Annotated in this window: 13 protein-coding genes; 6 read left to right on the top strand and 7 right to left on the bottom strand. The window is 73.8% G+C overall.

The window, feature by feature from the left end; all coding sequences use genetic code 11:
- Nucleotides 1-19: 19 nt before the first annotated feature.
- Complete coding sequence (locus ACFVFR_RS03235) at nt 20-706, bottom strand: response regulator (protein WP_383697592.1); 687 nt, start codon at nt 704-706, stop codon at nt 20-22.
- Nucleotides 703-1881, bottom strand: coding sequence for a sensor histidine kinase (locus ACFVFR_RS03230; RefSeq protein ID WP_383697590.1), 1179 nt, complete (start codon nt 1879-1881; stop codon nt 703-705). Before ACFVFR_RS03230 ends, ACFVFR_RS03235 begins: the two co-directional genes overlap by 4 nt.
- Nucleotides 1882-2146: 265 nt before the next feature.
- On the opposite strand from ACFVFR_RS03230, the gene ACFVFR_RS03225 reads away from it, so the two are divergent.
- Nucleotides 2147-4519 (top strand): MMPL family transporter, encoded by a 2373-nt coding sequence (locus tag ACFVFR_RS03225; RefSeq protein WP_383697588.1) that lies wholly within the window; start codon nt 2147-2149, stop codon nt 4517-4519.
- Nucleotides 4520-4591: 72 nt separating this feature from the next.
- On the opposite strand, the gene ACFVFR_RS03220 is transcribed toward ACFVFR_RS03225, so the two are convergent.
- Both ACFVFR_RS03220 and ACFVFR_RS03215 read right to left on the bottom strand, forming a co-directional pair.
- Entirely contained in the window at nt 4592-5866 is a 1275-nt protein-coding gene (locus tag ACFVFR_RS03220) for an acyltransferase family protein (protein ID WP_383697586.1), read from the bottom strand.
- 99 nt (nt 5867-5965) lie between these two features.
- Nucleotides 5966-8155, bottom strand: coding sequence for a PIG-L family deacetylase (locus ACFVFR_RS03215; protein WP_383697584.1), 2190 nt, complete (start codon nt 8153-8155; stop codon nt 5966-5968).
- Between the two features lie 234 nt (nt 8156-8389).
- On the opposite strand from ACFVFR_RS03215, the gene ACFVFR_RS03210 reads away from it, so the two are divergent.
- Complete coding sequence (locus ACFVFR_RS03210) at nt 8390-8779, top strand: VOC family protein (RefSeq protein WP_383697582.1); 390 nt, start codon at nt 8390-8392, stop codon at nt 8777-8779.
- 114 nt (nt 8780-8893) lie between these two features.
- Here ACFVFR_RS03210 and ACFVFR_RS03205 read toward each other — a convergent pair whose 3' ends face one another.
- Nucleotides 8894-10096: an Ig-like domain-containing protein gene (locus ACFVFR_RS03205; protein ID WP_383697580.1), complete on the bottom strand. Its 1203-nt coding sequence runs from the start codon at nt 10094-10096 to the stop codon at nt 8894-8896.
- Between the two features lie 407 nt (nt 10097-10503).
- Nucleotides 10504-11352, bottom strand: a complete 849-nt coding sequence (locus ACFVFR_RS03200) for an RNA polymerase sigma factor SigF (protein ID WP_383697726.1) — start codon at nt 11350-11352, stop codon at nt 10504-10506.
- 338 nt (nt 11353-11690) lie between these two features.
- On the opposite strand from ACFVFR_RS03200, the gene ACFVFR_RS03195 reads away from it, so the two are divergent.
- From ACFVFR_RS03195 to ACFVFR_RS03180, 4 genes are all read left to right on the top strand, one after another.
- Nucleotides 11691-12122 (top strand): ATP-binding protein, encoded by a 432-nt coding sequence (locus ACFVFR_RS03195; RefSeq protein ID WP_383697579.1) that lies wholly within the window; start codon nt 11691-11693, stop codon nt 12120-12122.
- A gap of 322 nt (nt 12123-12444) precedes the next feature.
- Complete coding sequence (locus ACFVFR_RS03190; protein WP_383697577.1) at nt 12445-13557, top strand: DUF5954 family protein; 1113 nt, start codon at nt 12445-12447, stop codon at nt 13555-13557.
- A gap of 411 nt (nt 13558-13968) precedes the next feature.
- Nucleotides 13969-15768, top strand: a complete 1800-nt coding sequence (locus ACFVFR_RS03185; RefSeq protein ID WP_383697575.1) for a SpoIIE family protein phosphatase — start codon at nt 13969-13971, stop codon at nt 15766-15768.
- 234 nt (nt 15769-16002) lie between these two features.
- Nucleotides 16003-16434, top strand: coding sequence for a nuclear transport factor 2 family protein (locus tag ACFVFR_RS03180; protein WP_383697573.1), 432 nt, complete (start codon nt 16003-16005; stop codon nt 16432-16434).
- 30 nt (nt 16435-16464) lie between these two features.
- On the opposite strand, the gene ACFVFR_RS03175 is transcribed toward ACFVFR_RS03180, so the two are convergent.
- Entirely contained in the window at nt 16465-17268 is an 804-nt protein-coding gene (locus ACFVFR_RS03175) for a helix-turn-helix domain-containing protein (protein WP_383697571.1), read from the bottom strand.
- Between the last annotated feature and the right edge of the window lie 86 nt (nt 17269-17354).

Raw genomic sequence — 17354 nt, 5'->3', positions numbered from 1 at the left:
GGCCCCCGGCGGAGTCGGGCTAGCGTCCGCCGCGCGCCTCGACCAGCCCCGTCTCGTACGCGGCGATCACCGCCTGGGCCCGGTCGCGCACGTCGAGCTTGCCGAACACGCTGGTGATGTGGTTCTTCACGGTGGAGACGCTGATGTCCAGCGCCGCCGCGATCGCCGCGTTGTCCAGCCCCGTCGCGATCAGGCGCCACACCTCGCGCTCGCGCGGCGTCAGCTCGCCCACGGTCAGCGCGGGCGGCTCCGGGCGGTGCGGGGCCCGTACGTAGGTCGAGATCAGCCGGGTCAGCAGCCGGGGCGCCACCGCCGCCTCCCCGGTGTGCACCACGCGCACCGCCGTGACGAGTTCCTCCGGCGAGATGTCCTTGGGCAGGAACCCGTGCGCGCCGGCGCGCAGCGCGGCCACCACGTACTCGTCCATGTCGAAGGTGGACAGCGCCAGCACCCGGCAGGCGGGCAGCTCCCGGGCCAGCCGCTCGGTCGCGGCCACCCCGTCCAGGACCGGCATGCGGATGTCCATGACGACCACGTCGGGCCGCAGCTCGTGCGCCAGAGCCACCGCCTCGGCGCCGTCACCCGCCTCGCCCACCACCTCGAAGGCCGGGTCGGGCGTGAGGATCAGTGCCAACCCGCGCCGTACCAGCGGCTGGTCGTCGGTGATCAGCACCCTGATCGCCGGCTCGTGTCCACCCACGCTCATCGCAGCGCCCCCTCGTCCGCCGTCAGCGGCAGCCGTGCCCACACGCGAAATCCCCCCTCGTCGCCAGGCCCCGTCTCCAACGTCCCGCCGTGCAACACGACCCGCTCCCGCATGCCGACCAGGCCGTACCCGGACCCCGCCGGGTAGTCCGCGCCCACGCCCTCGCCGTCGTCCGCCACCTCCACCGCGACCCCGCCCGGCTCGTACGTCAGCCGCACCCGGGCCCGCGCGTCCCCCGCGTACTTGCGCGCGTTGGTCAGCGCCTCCTGGACGATGCGGAACACGGTCAGCCCCACGCTCGGCGGCAGCGGGCGCTCCGGGCCCCGCACGTCGAGCACGGCCGGCAACCCGGCCCGGCACGACTCGGCCACGACGCGCTCCAGGTCGCCGACGCCCGGCTGGGGCGCGGTCGGCTCCTCCTCCGCCTCGTCGCCGGCCCGCAGGACGTCCAGGAGCTGGCGCATCTCGCGCAGCGCCATCCGCCCCGAGCCCTCCAGGGTCACCAGCGCCTCCCGGACCACCTCCGGGTCCCGGCCCAGGTTGGCCCGCGCGCCGCCGGCCATGAGCTGCATGGTGGTGATGTGGTGCGCCACGATGTCGTGCAGCTCCCGGGCGATGCGCCGACGCTCCTCGGCCACCGCCCGGTCGGTGAGCGCCTGCCGGCGGGCCACCTGGTCGCGCTGCCAGTGGTTCATCACGGCCGCCGCGATCAGCACCAGCCCGCCGGCCGCCACGTTGGCCAGCGTGTCCACCAGGCTCGGACGCGGCCAGGTGTTGTGCGCGATCAGCGTCACCACCACGGTCACCGGCGCGGCGACCGCCGTCACCGCCGGCCGCCGGGCCCGTGCCACGGTGTAGAGGGCGATCGCGGCCGAGGCGTTGAAGTGCTGGGGGACCGGTACGGCGATGTTGAGGGTCAGCCCGATCAGCAGCACGGCCGCCAGCGTGAGCAGCGGGGCGCGGCGCCGTGCCAACAGCGGCACGGCGGCGCCCACCACCAGCAGACAGCCGAGCACCGGGACGCGCCCCAGGTCGGTCTGGGTGGTGATGGTGAACCCGAGCAGGTCGACCACGCCCACCGCGACGGCGACCAGGGCGTCGTTGCGCGTCCAGGGCAGGCCGTCGCCGCCCGGTGGCGCCGCCGGGGCGCCAAAGTCACGGCGTGCTGTCGACATGTCGCTCTTCCCTTCACAGGGCCCGGCCGACCTCGTTCGGTACGCCACGGCTGTGCTGTGTAGCCCATTTTGTCACCGGTCCCGGGGTCCTCGGCCGTCCGCCGAGCGGACCCCGCCCTGGGACCACGGTCCTGGTCAGCGGACCCGCCCGGCCCCCGCTCCCAGGTCGATTCTCGTCCCGTACTCGGACGATTCGGGCCCCGGGCGCTGGTGAGCTGGAGACGGCCGGGAGACCTCGGCACTTCCCTCACCATCGGAGGCCACCGTGATCCGGGCCCTGACCGGGTTCTCCACCCGCAACCCGTGGAAGGTCATCGCCCTGTGGGCGGTGGTCGGCATCTTCCTGACGTTGCTCAGCCAGGCGCTGATCTACCGCGTGACGCAGTCCCAGAGCGGCGACTTCCTGCCGGCGAAGTACGACTCGGCCGCGGCACTCAAGGTCGCCGAGGAGCGGTTCGACGTCAAGCCCGACGCCAACGCGGTGACCGTGCTCGTCGCCCGCACCGACGGCAAGCCCCTGACCGGCGCCGACGAGCGGCGCGTGGCGAGCGTCGCCAAGGAGCTGGCCGGCCGGCGCGTCGAGATGCCCGAGTCGTCGGACGGCCCCGCCTTCCTGGCCAAGGACTACACCCAGACGCCCCGGATCAGCCCCGCCATGGTCGCCCCCGACCGGGCCTTCGAGCTGCTGTCCGCGCAACTGACCGGCAACTCCACCGACCCCGGCATGCAGGACCTCTACCGCGCGTTCCGGGACGACACGAGGAAGGAGTTCGCCGAGGCCGGCCTGCGCACCGGCTTCACCGGCGGCCTCGCCGACCTGGTCGACACCGGCGAAGCCCAGGAGGACACCGAGAAGATCGTCGGCATGGTGATGATGGGCCTGATCGTCCTCATCAACGTGCTGGTCTTCCGCAGCGTGCTCGCCGCCTTCGTCCCGCTGCTCGCGGTCGTCATCGTGGGCGGCGCGGCGGCGGGCGCGGTCGTCGGCGCGGCGATGCTCACCGGCATCAAGCTCGACACCGGGACGCCCAGCATGATCGGCGTGGTGCTGATCGGCATCGGCATCGACTACTTCCTGTTCCTGCTCTTCCGCTTCCGCGAACAGCTGCGCGCCCATCCCGACCTGCCGGCCCGGGCCGTCGCCGGGGACGTCAGCGCCCGGGTGGGCACCGCGATCACCTCGGCCGCCCTGACCATCGTGGCCGCCTTCGCGACGCTGGCCGTCGCCAGCTTCGGACAGTTCCGGGTGCTCGGCCCCTCCATCGCCGTCTCCGTCCTGGTCATGCTGCTGGCCAGCCTCACGCTGATGCCCGCGCTGCTCGCGGTGTGCGGGCGCAAGATGTTCTGGCCCTCCCGGGCGCTGAAGCGCGAGCCGCGCGCGGGGCTCTCCGCGCGCGTCGGCGACCTCGTCGCCCGCCGCCCGCTGGCCCTGGTGCTGGCCTCCGTCGCGCTGCTGGGCGCGCTCTCGGCCGGGCTGGTCGGCATCCGGATGGACTTCGACACCAGCGGCGGGGACCAGGACACCCCGGCTGCCGTCACCGCCAAGGAGGTCTCCCGCGCCCTGCCGGCCGGCGTCTCCGACCCGACCACGGTCTACGTCACCGTGCCCGAGGGCCAGCGCCTGACGCCCGAGCGGATCGCCGCGCTGCCCCGGGCGCTGGCCAAGGTCGAGGGCGTCGGCCAGGTCGGCAGGACCGAGCTGAACAAGGAGCGCGACGCCGCCCGCCTCGATCTGTACCTCACCGTCGACACCCAGAGCCAGCAGGCCCGCGACCTGGTCTCGGGGCCGGTGCGCGACGCCGTCGCCCAGCACACCCCGAAGGGGCTGGAAGCCCACGTCGGCGGCACGGCGGCGATCTTCGCGGACGTCTCCACCGCCGTCGACCACGACCTGCGGATCGTCTTCCCGGTCGCGGCCGTGCTGATCTCCCTGATCCTGCTCATGCTGCTGCGCAGCCTGCTCGCGCCGGCCATGCTGATGCTCGCCGTCGGCCTCGGCTTCGCCGCCACCCTGGGCGCCTCCACGCTCTTCTTCCAGCACCTGCTCGACAAGCCGGGCGTCAACTTCGTCCTGCCGCTGGTGCTGTTCCTGTTCGTGGTCGCCCTGGGCACCGACTACAACATCCTCATCAGCGACCGCATCCGTGAGGAGATGGACCGCCCCGGCCCGGCCCGCGCCGCCGTGGCCCGCGCCGTGCGACACACCGCGCCCGCCATCGCCACCGCCGGCGTCGTCCTGGCCGCCTCCTTCGGCAGCCTGGCCGTCAACGCGGTGCCCTCCACCCAGCAGATCGGCTTCGCCACGGCCCTGGGCATCATGCTCTCCGCGTTCGTCCTCTCCATCGTGCTGGTGCCGGCGCTCGCCGCGCTCCTGGGCCGCGGCACCTGGTGGCCCGCCCGCTCGGGCCGGGGCCGAGGGCACGACCACACCGCCCCCGCCGCCCCGCCGTACGCCCACGCCCCGCACCAGCCGTACGCGCACCAGCCGCAGCCGTACCAGGCCCACCCGTACGAACCCGAGCGGTACGCGTACCCGTCGACGGCGGACCAGCCCTACGCGCCCCCGTCGCGGCCCGACCCCTCGTCCACGTACCAGCGGCCGACCCAACCGCCCCACGACGACGCGCACGCGCGCTGAGAACGGCCGGGCGCCCGGCCGAAGCCCCTTCACGGGCCTCGGCCGGGCGCCCTGGTCGCGGCCCCGCCGGTCTCACACGCGTTCGCGCACCGGGCGCTCGGTGCCCGCCAGCGACTCCTGACCGGCGACCTGGCCGGCGCTGACGGCCAGCGCCCGCTCCGGGGCCACCTCGCCCGCCTCCGCCGCCCGGCCGCTCTCGCCCGCCGCGGGCCGGTCGGCCTCGCCGGTCGTCGGGCGCGGGGCCGAGTAGCGCCGCATGTCGTCGATGCCCCGGCGCATCGCCCCGCGCAGCCACCTGCCCAGCGGCCGTTCGACCAGGCGGTGCAGCGCGTACGCGGCCACCAGCATCACCAGCACCACCGCGAGCACGATGTAGGGCGCCGGCAGCAGCCCGCGCAGCCAGTGGATCAGGGTGAGGCCGATGTACATGTGCACCAGGTACAGCGGGTACGTCAGCGCCCCGGCCGTGGCCAGCCAGCGCCAGCGCACCCGGTCGAAGGCGCCGAGCGCGATCAGCGCCATCACCCCGAAGGCGGCCAGCACGATCAGGTGCGCGGGCCAGTGCGCGATCGGGTGCTCGGGGTTGGCCAGGTTGTCGGAGATCCGCTCGCTGAGGTGGTGGTGGGCCAGCAGCAGCGAGACCAGCACGATGCCCCACAGCAGCGCCGTGGGCCGGAAGCGGTGCATCAGGTAGAAGGCGATGCCGGCCACGAAGTACGGCGAGTACAGCGGCATGGCCCACATGTCGAGCAGCGTGTTGTCCGCCGTCGGCGCGATCACGGCCGCCGCCGTCCAGATACCGCAGAACATGACGCACTTGCGGTACGTCACACCGGTGGCCACCACCACCGCGAACAGCGCGTAGAACTTGAGCTCGATGAACAGCGTCCAGTACACGCCGTCCACGTCGGAGACGCCCAGGCCCTGTTGGAGCATGGTCAGGTTGGTGAACACCTCGCTCCACCCGTCCACGTCGCGCACCTGCGGCCACACCGTGACGACGGCGGCGGTCAGCAGCACCGCCGCCCAGTACGCGGGGTAGACGCGCGAGACCCGGGAGACCACGAAGTCACCGAGCGAGCGCCCCCAGGTACTCATGCAGATCACGAACCCGCTGATCAGGAAGAAGACCTCGACGCCGAGCCAGCCGTAGCGGGCGTAGGAGTGCAGCGAGGGGAAGACCGCGCGCGGGTTGTTCTCCCAGCCGCCGTACAGCGCGACGTAGTGGAAGAGGACGACCATGAGAGCCGCGACGAGCCGCAGCCCGTCGAGGACGTAGAGTCTGGGCGCCGACCGCGGGTGGTGGGTCGCCCCGCCATCAATGTCGCCTCGGTCGGCGTGGCGCATAACGTCTTCCCCTCCTCGAAGCCCGGTCCGCCGGACGCGGAATCCCTTCCGGGCATGCTGACATGCCGGGCGCCTGGTCCGCCGCAGCCGGTCCGGAAGTCAGACATCCGATGTCGGGTGAGGTCGCCAGATCCATGGCGCGGCGCCTGCCCCCATGCCGGCCACGCACACCTGCTGATCCGCACCGGTCACCACCGCGCTCGCGCCCACCGCCGGTGGCCCCGCCGGCGCGCGCAGCGGCGCCGCCCCGCCCGTCAGGCCGCGCTGCGCCTGCACCCGGCCGTCCTCGGCCCGCCCGACCAGCACGACGGTGTCCCGGTGACCGCGCGCGGCCACCGCGTGGGCGTCGATCGACCCGTAGCCGGCGAACTGGCGCAACGGCGTGGCGCGTAGCGCGGTGGCGTCCACGGCCGAGCGGCGGGCCGCCGCCCCGGTGGGCGGCGTGAAGCGGTAGGCCACCGGGCGCGACGCGGCCGGCGCGCGGTAGACCACGGTCAGCGAGCCGTCGGGGGCCGCCGCGACACCCGGCTGGTGGCTCGGCTGCGGCAGCCCGATCAGTGGCTGGAAATACAGGGGCTCGCCGGGGGCGTCCTGCGTCCAGTGGTGGACGGTGTCCTGCCCCGCCGCGAAGACGTGCACCCGGTGCCGCGCGTCCACGACGGCGGACAGCCCGTCCTGTACGCCGTTGCCGCCCAGGTCCCGCCAGGGCCCCCACCGGCCGGCCGCCGAGCGCACCCGCGTCGCCAGGCCCTTGGTCGCCGTCCGCGCGAACAGGTGCACCCGCCCGTCGGGCGTGGCGACCGCGGTCGGCGTACCGACCCGGCGCCCGCGCACCGGGCGCTGCTCGGGCGTGCCCAGGCTGGTCCACCGCTCCCACCCGCCGCCGGGCGCGCGCTCCTGGCGGACGACGATCTCGCGGGTGTTGGCGCCGCCCTGGCCCTCCAGGCGCGCGAAGCGCAGCCCGACCAGGACCGCGCGCCCGGCCGCGTCGGTGACCTGCGTCAGGGCCGGCGCCAGCGGCCCGCCCCCCAGGTTGTCCGGCGCCGACCAGCGCCCGCTGCCCGGCGCCGTCTCCCGCCAGCGGGCGGCCTGGGTGCCGAGGACGCCGTAGGCCGTCAGCCGGCCCGAGCGGTCGGTGCTGAGCGCGAGCTGCGGGCCCGGGTAGCGGTGGTGGGTGGAGCGGATCCACGCCTTGCGGCTGCGCAGCGCCCGGCCGCCGCCCTGGCCGTAGTCGCCGCAGCCGGCCGTGTTGCCGCAGTCCCAGTGCGGGTCGCCGCCGTAGGCGTCCACCAGCCGCACCTTGCGCTCGACGACGCTCGGCGGCAGGTTGTACGGCCAGCGCTGGTTGTAGTAGCCACGGAAGGCGAGCGTGGTGAAGCCGGGCGCCCGGCGGTCGCGGCGGGTGGCGTCGGCCGCCCACTGGGACATGGCCTTCCAGGTGAACAGCGCGGTCGGGGTGTGGTCGCGGTGGTCGGAGCAGGAGCCGTAGTCGTTGTCCTTGGGGTGGGCGGCGTCGTGCGCCTGGAACTCGGGGTCGGGGTCCATCGTGTGGATCACCGTGGGCCGACAGCCGTCCATGATCGCGGCCAGGACGTCGACGAGCGTGTCGTGGTGGTAGGTGCTGACCTCCCGGCACGGTGAGCCGGCGGCCACCAGGGTGCGCATGACCGCCCCCGGGTCGGACCACAGCGCGGGGACGCGCACCTTCCCCGGCGAGAGCATCGCGATGTTCAGGAAGATCAGTTGAGCCCGGCGGTCGCCGCCCAACAGCACGTTGGACTCGGCCCGCACACCGCCGGGCAGGTCGAGCACCGACGCCCGCCAGGGGGTGAACGGGTCGAGGCCGAGCATGGTGGCGTACGCCTGGCGCAGCCCCTGGTGGCGGGCGGCGGAGTAGGCGGCCTTGTCCAGCACCGGCTTGGGCATGCCGGGCACCCAGTTCTTGCCGATCGCCTCGCCGGCCGTGACGTACACCGAGACCACCGGCACCCCCGCGCGCACGAGCTGTTCGGCGTCGGGGTTCATGAAGTACAGGTCGTCGTCCGGATGGGCCATGACCTGGAGCAACACGGGCTTGCCGGCGCTCGCGTACGCGTCGGTCGAGGTGGGGTCCACGGCCCGCACCGGCCGGTGGGCGGGGCGCGGCGTCGGCGAGCCGCCCCCCGCGCACCCGGCGACGGCGGCGCTGGCGGCGACCGCGGCGAAGCCGGCCAGCGCCGAGCGTCGCGCTATGCCCGTACGTGAGGAGTTATGCACCTGAGCGGCCCCGCGTCGTTCCGCGGTGGCCACCGCGCGGCCACCCTGACGTGTAGAGAGATGTCTCAGCGCACAACGGGGTTGCCTGCCCGGGGTCCCGTGGCGGTCACGTTTCGAATTCACGTGCGAGTGGGTGTGGGGCGGGGCACACTTCTCGGCAGTGTCGCGGCGCGGGGTGTGCGGCGGACGTGGCGGCCGGGAAGAAGCGGGGCGCCCGTGGTCGGCCCGTGGCCCGTGGCGCACCCCCACCGAGCGGAAGGCCCCGACATGACCAGTAAGTTCACCGAGTTGGCGATCGACTGCGCCGAGCCTCGCGCGCTCGCCCGGTTCTGGTGCGCGGTCCTCGGCTACGAGGTGCGCCGGGCGGACGAGGAGGTCGTCACCATCGGCTCGCCGGCGGCGCCGGAGGGCCGCGACCGGCCCGGCCCCGTCCCGCCCGTCCTGACCTTCGCGCGCGTGCCCGAGGGCAAGGCCGTCAAGAACCGGCTGCACCTCGACATCAACCCCACCGACCGGGACCAGGACGCGGAGGTCAGCCGCCTGCTCGGACTGGGCGCCCGGCACGTCGACGTCGGCCAGACCGGCGAGGAGAGCTGGGTCTGCCTGCTGGACCCCGAGGACAACGAGTTCTGCGTCCTGGCCACCCGCTGCCCCTGACACGACCCGCCCCGACCGCCCCACCCGTGGGCGGCCGGTGGGGCGTCGTACGCGCGGATGCCGGTGGCCCCCGACGCTCGTCGGGGGCCACCGGCATCCGGGGGCGGGGGGAGGTCAGCCGCGCAGGGCGCTCTTGGCCTGCCAGTCGGCCCAGCTCAGGTTCCACTGGCCGAACCCGTTGTTGGGCGCGATCAGCCCCTTGGTCTCCTGACCCTTGATCTCGAACGGGTCGCCCACGCGCACCTGCCCGTAGAGCGAGGCGGCGTCGGCGTCGCTCATGCCGATGCAGCCGGAACTGTGGTTGGCCCGGCCGAAGTAGGCGGCGTTCCACGGCGCGGCGTGCGCGTACGTACCCGACCAGCTCAGCCGCATCGAGTAGTCGACCATCTTGTTGTACGAGTTGCCCAGGCCCACCGTCTCGGAGTTCATGTTGATCGTGCCCTCCTTGGACATGAGCACCGTGGTGCCCCGCCAGGACGCCTTGTCGCCGCCCGGCGTGCCGCCCGAGATCGGGATCGTCCGCACCGGCTGGCCGCCCCGGGTGAGGGTGAGCTGCTTGGAGTCCAGGTCGACCGAGACCACCTGGCGCTCGCCGATCGTGAAGTCGGTGGCGTAGTCGCGGACGAACCAGCCGCCGCCCGCACCCGAGTTCACGCCCGCCAGTCGCGCCGACAGCTTCACCTTGGTGCCCGGCTGCCAGTACTCCCGGGGCCGCCAGTCCACCCGGTCCTTGCCCGACCAGTCCCGCATCCAGCCCCAGGAGCCCTCGGTGTTGTTCGACGTCTCCACCGCCAGCTGCTTCTCCACCTCGGCCTTGTTCTTCACCGGGTTGTCGAAGACCAGCGATATGGGCTGGGCGACGCCGACGGTGGCCTTCGCGCCGGGCCGCCAGTCCAACTTGTTGACCTTGTCGGCGGCCACCGTGCGGAACGTCGAGGTCTTCGCGCTCCGCTCGCCGCCGTCCCCCTTGGCGCGCACGGCGACGGTGTACTGGGCGCCCGGCGTGGTCCCGCGGTCCGAGGTCCACGAGCCGCCGTCCTTGGCCAGCCGCCCGGTCAGCTCGCCGCCCTTGGCGTCGGAGACCCGCACGTCGGTCAGCTTGCCGTTGCGGGCCGTGACCTTGACCTGCTCGCCGGCCGCGACCTGGGAGCCGGAGAGGTTGACCGTGACGGTGGCGGGCTTGTCGGAGGCGGTGTCGGCGTCCGCGCTGGAGCAGGCGGTCAGGGCGGCGGCAGCCAGCGCGGCCGTGCCGGCCAGGGCCGCGGTGCGGCGACCGTGGCGTGAGACGCGAGGCTGCGGGACTCGGGTGTGAAGCATGGGGTTCCTCCGTGCGCTGGCTGTCGAGGGGGAAGAGCGGATAGCGACAGCGACGGTTGCCAATCCGCCCGGAAAACTCCGTAACACCTCTGTGACAGCCATCGCGGGGCAAGCTCCGCGAATCGACCGCCGCCGGTCCATGCGGTACTCGACCAGAACCACCGCCCCCCGTCCGCTCGCCACGCCCAACCACCCGCCCCCACCGGCCGTTTCCGGGCAGCACTGACGGAGGGGGCAGCGCGGAAAGTGCATATAACTACCGTCCGTGCGGGCGAGCTCGCGAAACCGGCCGCGTGGCCCGTGGCCGCGCACGGGCGCGGCCCCCGGCGGGGGAACCGGGGGCCGCGGGCGCGGGCGGGCTTGGGGGAGCGCGGCACCCGCGGGAGGGGGTGGCGTGGGCGCGGGCGCTAGCGCGAGGTGAGCAGCCCGCGGTGGAGCCGGGTGATGATGCGCGACAGGAGTCGGGAGACGTGCATCTGCGAGATCCCGAGCCGCTCACCGATCTGGGCCTGGGTGAGCTCCTCGACGAACCGCAGGTGCAGGATGCGCCGCTCACGCTCGTCGAGCCCGGCGATCAGCGGGGCCAGCGACTGGAAGTCCTCGATCAGCTCCATGGCCGGGTCGTCGACACCGATGAAGTCGGCCAGGGCCGCCGCGCTGTCCTGGTCGTCGCCGTTGATGGCGGCGTCCAGGGACGCCGAGTGGTAGCCGTTGGCCGCCACCCGGGCCTCGATCACCTCCTCCTCGGTCATCGAGAGCACCTCGGCGAGCTCGCCGACCGTCGGCGAGCGCCCCAGCCGACCGCTGAGCTCCTCCGACGCCTTGGCCAGCTCGATGCGGGCCTCCTGAAGCCGTCGCGGCACGTGCACCGACCAACTCGTGTCGCGGAAGAACCGCTTGATCTCCCCCACGATGTACGGAACGGCGAAGGTGGGGAACTCCACCTCACGGGACAGCTCGAACCGGTCGATGGCCTTGATGAGGCCGATCATCCCGACCTGGACGATGTCCTCCATCTCGTCGGCACGATGGCTGAACCGCTTCGCGACGTACCGCACGAGCGACATGTTGATCTCGATAAGCGTGTTGCGCGCGTACTGGTAGCTGGCGGTGCCTTCCTCCAGCGTGGTCAGCCGGTCGAAGAACAGCTTGGAAAGTGACCGCGCGTCCTTCGGCGCCAGCTTGTGCGGCTCGGCGAGTTCCGGTAGACCCGCGTCCACGGCCGGGGCGTTCTTGCTGGTAGCCGTGGTCGGCATGGGCTCAACCGGTGCCGTGTTGATCGCTTTGGCCATGACCTGCGTCGTCATGAGTCCTCCCCGAAAATCCGCTGACGCTGGCCGCCGTTGTCGGCAGCGAGCGTCGCCTACCCAGCCGTAACCGAGTCATGCGCCCCGTTTTCACGATCATCTGTGCCGGCCCTCCGACGGCCGGAGAACCAGGGGACGACCAGGCGCGCGGGGCCCGGCGCGAGGCCGTCGCGGCGGCGCGGCGCGTGCGCGGTCCCGCACCGGAACCGGGATCGTCCTGATTGCGTCGGGCACACGAGGGCAATCGCACAACAACGGAAACAACGTGTGAGTTCGGGGGTGACGGTGTGGATGCCACACGAAGCAGGCTGACGGGGCCTCCCGCCCGCAGTCGGTTCGCCATTCCGCGCAGTGCCAGCGAGGCGCGGCACCTGGTCGAGGACCTGGTACGCGCGGAGTTCCCAGCCGGCTCGGAGGCCGAGCCCGCCGCCGAGACCATGGCCGACGTCCTGTTGGTGACCTCGGAACTGGCCACCAACGCGATCCGGCACGGCGGCGGCATCGTCGGCCTGTGGGCCAGGGTCGACGCCGACGGGCTACGGCTCGGGGTCCGCGATCGCAGCGACACCGTGCCCCACGACAGACCCCGCGCGGCCGGAGACGCGGTCCCCCTCGGCGGCTACGGATGGCCGCTGGTCCGGCGGCTGGTCAGCGAACTCACCGTCACCCGGTGTCCGGGCGGCGGCAAGGAGATCCGCATCACCCTCCCGCTGTCCTGACCGCGCGCGGCCCCCGCCCGCAGGCGCCTTCCCGCGTGGAAGCGACGCGCGACCGGGCCACCGCCCAGGGCGCACGCCCCACCGCGAACCCAGGGCCGGCACCCGCGCCCCGAGGGCCGCGCCCCGCCGCGGCTCGCCGCGACCCGTGCGGAGCCGGCGGTACACGGCGGCCCGGTCCCGTCCGCCCCAGTCGCCGCGTACGCCACCCACGGCACACCTCAGACGGGCAAGGGTGGACGCGAGGCGAGCACGGTCGCACTCTCCGCGGTCAGTTCCGAGCATCTGCCGTACGCGTCCCGAGACCCGGGGGCATGCTGAGGGCATGGCGGAGATGGGCGAGAACGTACCCGCGTACCGGATGATCAAGGTCACCGGGCCGCAGGGACCGGTAGAGGCCGTGGTGGACGTCGAGGCGTGGCGGGCACGCGCCTCGTATCCCGACATTCTCGGGCTCGGCGGCCCGGTGTTCGGCGTGTGCCGGGAGCACGAGGCGGGCGGCTGGGAACTGCTCGACGCGTTCTCCGGACTGGCCCCGCAGGAGAGCCGCGACGACATGGGCGCGGTGCTGCGCCTGCGCGGCAAGGAGGTGCGCGCGGCGGGGGACGTCGCGGGCCACGACGAGTGCCTGCGCGCGGCCGACCGCCTGGAGTGGGAGCGACTGGACGAGCTGACCGTCCTGGGCACGCGCTACCGCGTGGTGCGGGCCGAGCGCTTCATCCGCACGGGCCCCGACGGCCCGGAGCCGCCGCGCCCCTCCGACCCCGACCCCGCCGGACCCGGCGAGCACTACCGGGCCGACTGGGACGAGAACGGGTACATCATCGACCCGGCCCAGCCCACGGCCGCCGCCGAGGGCGCGCTGAAGATCGAACTGCTCTCCCTCATCTGCACGGCCGACGCCGTGCCGCCCGACGTGCGCCAGGACTCCGTGCGTGCCGCCACCACCCACCCGGGCGGCGTGCTGCTGCCCGCCACGTTCATGACGGCCGAGCGGACCGGTGGGCGCTGGGTGCCGGACTCCGCCGGCGTCGAGACCACCCCTCAGCAGGCCCGGGACGGCCTGGCCATGGGACTGCGCGTGATGATCCCCTGGCGCCTGGGGCTGACCGAGGAGGAGCGCGAGCCGTACCTGCGCGCGGCCGACCGCCTCGACGAGACCCGCGCCGACGAACTGGACGTCCTCGGGCGGCGCTTCCGGGTGGTGCGCGTCGAGCGGCTGGTGCGCGTCGGCCCCGACGGGCCCGAGGGCCCCCGCCCCTCCGACCGCGACCCGTACCCCCCGGTGGGTCTGCTGGGCGAGCCGGAGAGCGAGGCCGCCGCGAGCCAGCCCATCGAGCTCGACGAGGACACGCAGCGGCTGAGCGACATGCTCGACACCGAGCGGGCCCGCGACCGCACGCGGCGCGGCAACCGCACGAAGCGCCGCAAGCGCTGACCCCCGCGCCGGCGGCCCCCGCTGCCGGCCCGCCCCCCGCCGCCGGCAGCCCCGCGCGGGCCGCGTACCCGGTCTCGCACCCCGAGGGTGCCCACGAGGTCACCCCCCGGCGGCGTACGCCCGTCACGCGCCCGCCGTACGCCTGTCACACTCCCGTCGCACGCGGGGCCGGCGCTGTCGGGGCGGCCCGGACGGCCCGCGTGGCGTTCCGGCGGAACAGGTCACGAAGTGTGCCGTGGGTGGCCGGGCAAGTCAGAGCCGTTGAACATTACAGAAGAGCGACATACGCTCGCTGTCCCGACAACAACGTGGAACAGCCACCCGTGGACGGCGCCCGGGCGGCGCGGTCGCCGCTTTGCCGGCACACTCGTAAGCAACACGGCGGCCTGGGCGCGATGGGAGGCCAGCACGGTGAACGACGGCAGCCGCACTCGGCGTCTGACCAGTCGGCTGGCCACGCAGAGCGCCGCCCGTGGTCGGGGCGCGGCGCGCCGGCGCGTGCGCGTGAGCCAGGACCAGCGCGGGGCCGCCAGCCAGTTCACCACCCGCAGCAAGCTGGCCTGGCTCAGCTCGGCCAGCACCCGCATCGGCACCACCCTCGACCTGCAGCGCACCGCCCAGGAGCTCGCGGAGTTCGTCGTCCCCCGGTTGGCCGACGCGGTGGCCGTGGACCTGCTGGAAGTGGTGCTGCGCGGCGAGGAGGGCGACCCCGCCGCCGAGGGCGTCAAGCTCGCCACCCGGCGGGCGATGGCCGTGCGCGCCGTGGACGCCCTGACCAACCTGGAGCCGGACCCGGTCGGCGAGATCATCGTCCGCGACGAGAAGCACCGCGACACCCTGCTGACCAGCGTGTGTCTGGCCAAGCGGCAGTCCGTACTGGTCTCGCGGATGACCGACCGCGACTTCGCGCGCGTCGCCTCGACCGACAGCGCCGCGGACAAGATGCGGCGCGGCAGCGTCCACAGCTACATGGCCGTCCCGCTGATCGCCCGTGGGCTGCTCCTGGGCAGCGCCGACTTCGTCCGCGCCGGCGACAGCCCGCCCTTCACCCCCACCGACCTCGTCCTGGCCGAACAGCTCGCCTCCAAGGCCGCGGTCTTCATCGACAACGCCCGGCTCTACGGGCGCGAACGCGAACACGTGGTCTCGCTCCAGCGCAGCCTGCTGCCCCGCGCCGCCCCCCACACCCCGGGCCTGGCCGTGCACACCAGTTACGCGCCGGCGGCCGACGCCCGGGGGGTGGGCGGCGACTGGTACGACGTGATGGCGCTGCCCGGTGGGCGGACCGCGCTGGTGGTCGGCGACGTGATGGGGCACGGGGTGTCGGCGGCGGCCACCATGGGCCGGCTGCGCACCGTGGCGCGCACCCTGATGATGCTCGACACCGCGCCCGACCGCGTCCTGGCCCGGCTCGACCTGGCCACCCGCGACCTGGAGGACGACCAGGTCGCCACCTGCCTGTGCGCCGTCTACGACCTGGCCGACTCCACGTACACGCTGGCCAGCGCCGGCCACCCGCGCCCGCTGCTGGTCGACGGTGACGGCAAGCCCAGCTACGTGGACGTGCCCGCCGGCGCGCCGCTGGGCGCGGGCGTCATCCCGTACGACGCGCTGCGCGTGCGGGTCTCGCCCGGCAGTCGGCTGATCTGCTACACCGACGGGCTGATCAAGACCCGGGACGACGACCCGGACACGCAGTTCGGGCGGCTCCTGGAGACGGTGGCGCAGATGCCGCCGGGCCGTCTGGACGACGGGAGCCTGCTGACCGCGTTGCCCGGCAGCGACCGGCGCTTCGACGAGGTGGTCCTGCTGGCGGCGGCGGCCGACGCGGAGACGCCGATGCGGCTGAGCGTGTGGGACCTGCCGCCCGACGGCACCTCCGCGTCCAAGGCCCGGCGGCACGTGCGGGAACAGCTCGACCAGTGGGACCTGTCGGCGCTGGCCGACGTCGCCGAGCTCATCGTCAGCGAACTGGTGGGCAACGCCCTGCGTTACGGCCAGGGCCCGGGTCGGCTGCGGCTCCTGCTGGGCGAGCGGCTCATGATCGAGGTGTCCGACACGGGGCCCGACCTACCGCAGATCCAGCACGCCGACGTCAGCGACGAGGGCGGGCGCGGCCTCCAGCTCATCAACATGCTCTGTCGCCGCTGGGGTTCCTGTCGCACCTCCACCGGAAAGATCGTCTGGGCCGAGCAGGACATCCCGCGCTGACCCGGCCCACACGCCCCGCCGCACGTCCGCGTACCGCCGAGCCGCCCGCACGCCCGGTCGCCCCGCGAACGACCCGCACCACCCCAGGTCGTGGCCGCGCCGCGCGCCTCGGCCATGACCTCCGGGGTAATCGCCCCGACGGGCGCCGCCCGGCAGAGTGAGGGCAACGGGGCCGGGTCCGGCGCACTCCGGACCGGGCCCCGTGCCACCCCGAAGTCACTCAGGAGGACCGCCATGTCCCAGGCCGCGCAGACCACTCCGACCACCTCCGCCGCACAGCCGGCCACCGACCCGGGCGACGTCGCCTACGAGGCCGCCGTCGCTCGCTACTTCGCCGCCTGGAACGCCACCGACCCCACCGAGCGGGCGCACGCGGTGGCCGCCGCCTGGACCGAGGACGGCTCCTACACCGACCCGCTGGCCGACGTCAGCGGCCACGCCCAGCTCGCGGCCGTGATAGCCGGCGCCCAGGAACAGTTCCCGGGCTACGCCTTCCGCCTGGTGGGCACCGTCGACGGACACCACCACACCGCCCGCTTCCGCTGGGAGCTGGTCTCCACCGCCGACGGGTCGGCCCCGGTGGCCGGCTCCGACGTGCTGACGCTGGCCGAGGACGGCCGAGCCAGCGCCGTCTTCGGCTTCCTCGACCGGGTGCCCACCGCCTGAGGCCCCCCGGACGTGGGCGCGGCCCGACCGCTAGGGCCACGTCTGGTGCAGGAACCGGGCCGTCTCCGAGTCGGCGGGCAGGAAGGTCTCCACCGCCAGCTCGGAGACGGTCACGTCCATGGGCGTGTTGAACGTCGTGACCGTCGAGATGAAGGACAGGGCGCGCCCCTCGTGCTCGATGACCATCGGCAGCGCGAAGGGCGCGTGCACCTCCTCGGGCGTGGCGAGCTGGTCGCGCTCCGCCGGCAACGGATAGGCGCTGACCTCCTCGTACAGGACGCGCAGCGGCTCCGAACGGAGCAGCGCCAGCTGACGCTCCATCTGCTCCAGCAGGTGCTCGCGCCACTGCCGGTAGTTGAGGATGCGCCGCGCGATGCCCTCCGGGTGCATCGTCACGCGCATCGCGTTGACCGGCGCGCGCGTCAGGTGCTCGGGCAGGCCCGCCAGCAGCATCGCGGTGCCGGCGTTGGCGGCCACCACCTCGTACCGGGCGTTCATCACCAACGCCGGATACGGCTCGTAGGCGGTCAGCAGCCGCTCCAACCCTTCGCGCAGCCCCGACAGCGAGGGGTCGTCCAGGGAGGACTCCGGGTAGTGCGGCGCGTAGCCCGCCGCCACGAGCAGCGCGTTGCGCTCCCGTACGGGAATGTCGAGATGGTCCGCGAGGCGCAGCACCATCTCCTGGCTCGGGCGGGACCGGCCGGTCTCGATGAAGCTGATGTGGCGGGCGGACGAGTCGGCCCGCGACGCCAGCTCCAACTGGCTGACGCGGCGTCGGCTGCGCCAACTCCGCAGGAGGGCGCCCACGCCCGAACCAGCTATGGCAGTCGTCATCCCCAGACCGTAACCCGCGACGTGGCAGGCTGGTGCTCCGGTACTCCGCGTCCGCGCACCCGCGCGCCCACGCACCGGCAGTGACG

Origin of the sequence: Streptomyces sp. NPDC057702 (assembly GCF_042799315.1) — a bacterium.
In the GTDB taxonomy this organism is placed as follows: domain Bacteria; phylum Actinomycetota; class Actinomycetes; order Streptomycetales; family Streptomycetaceae; genus Streptomyces.
Note: the sequence above shows the minus strand (reverse complement) of the source record. Positions and strands in the feature narration are given on the sequence as shown.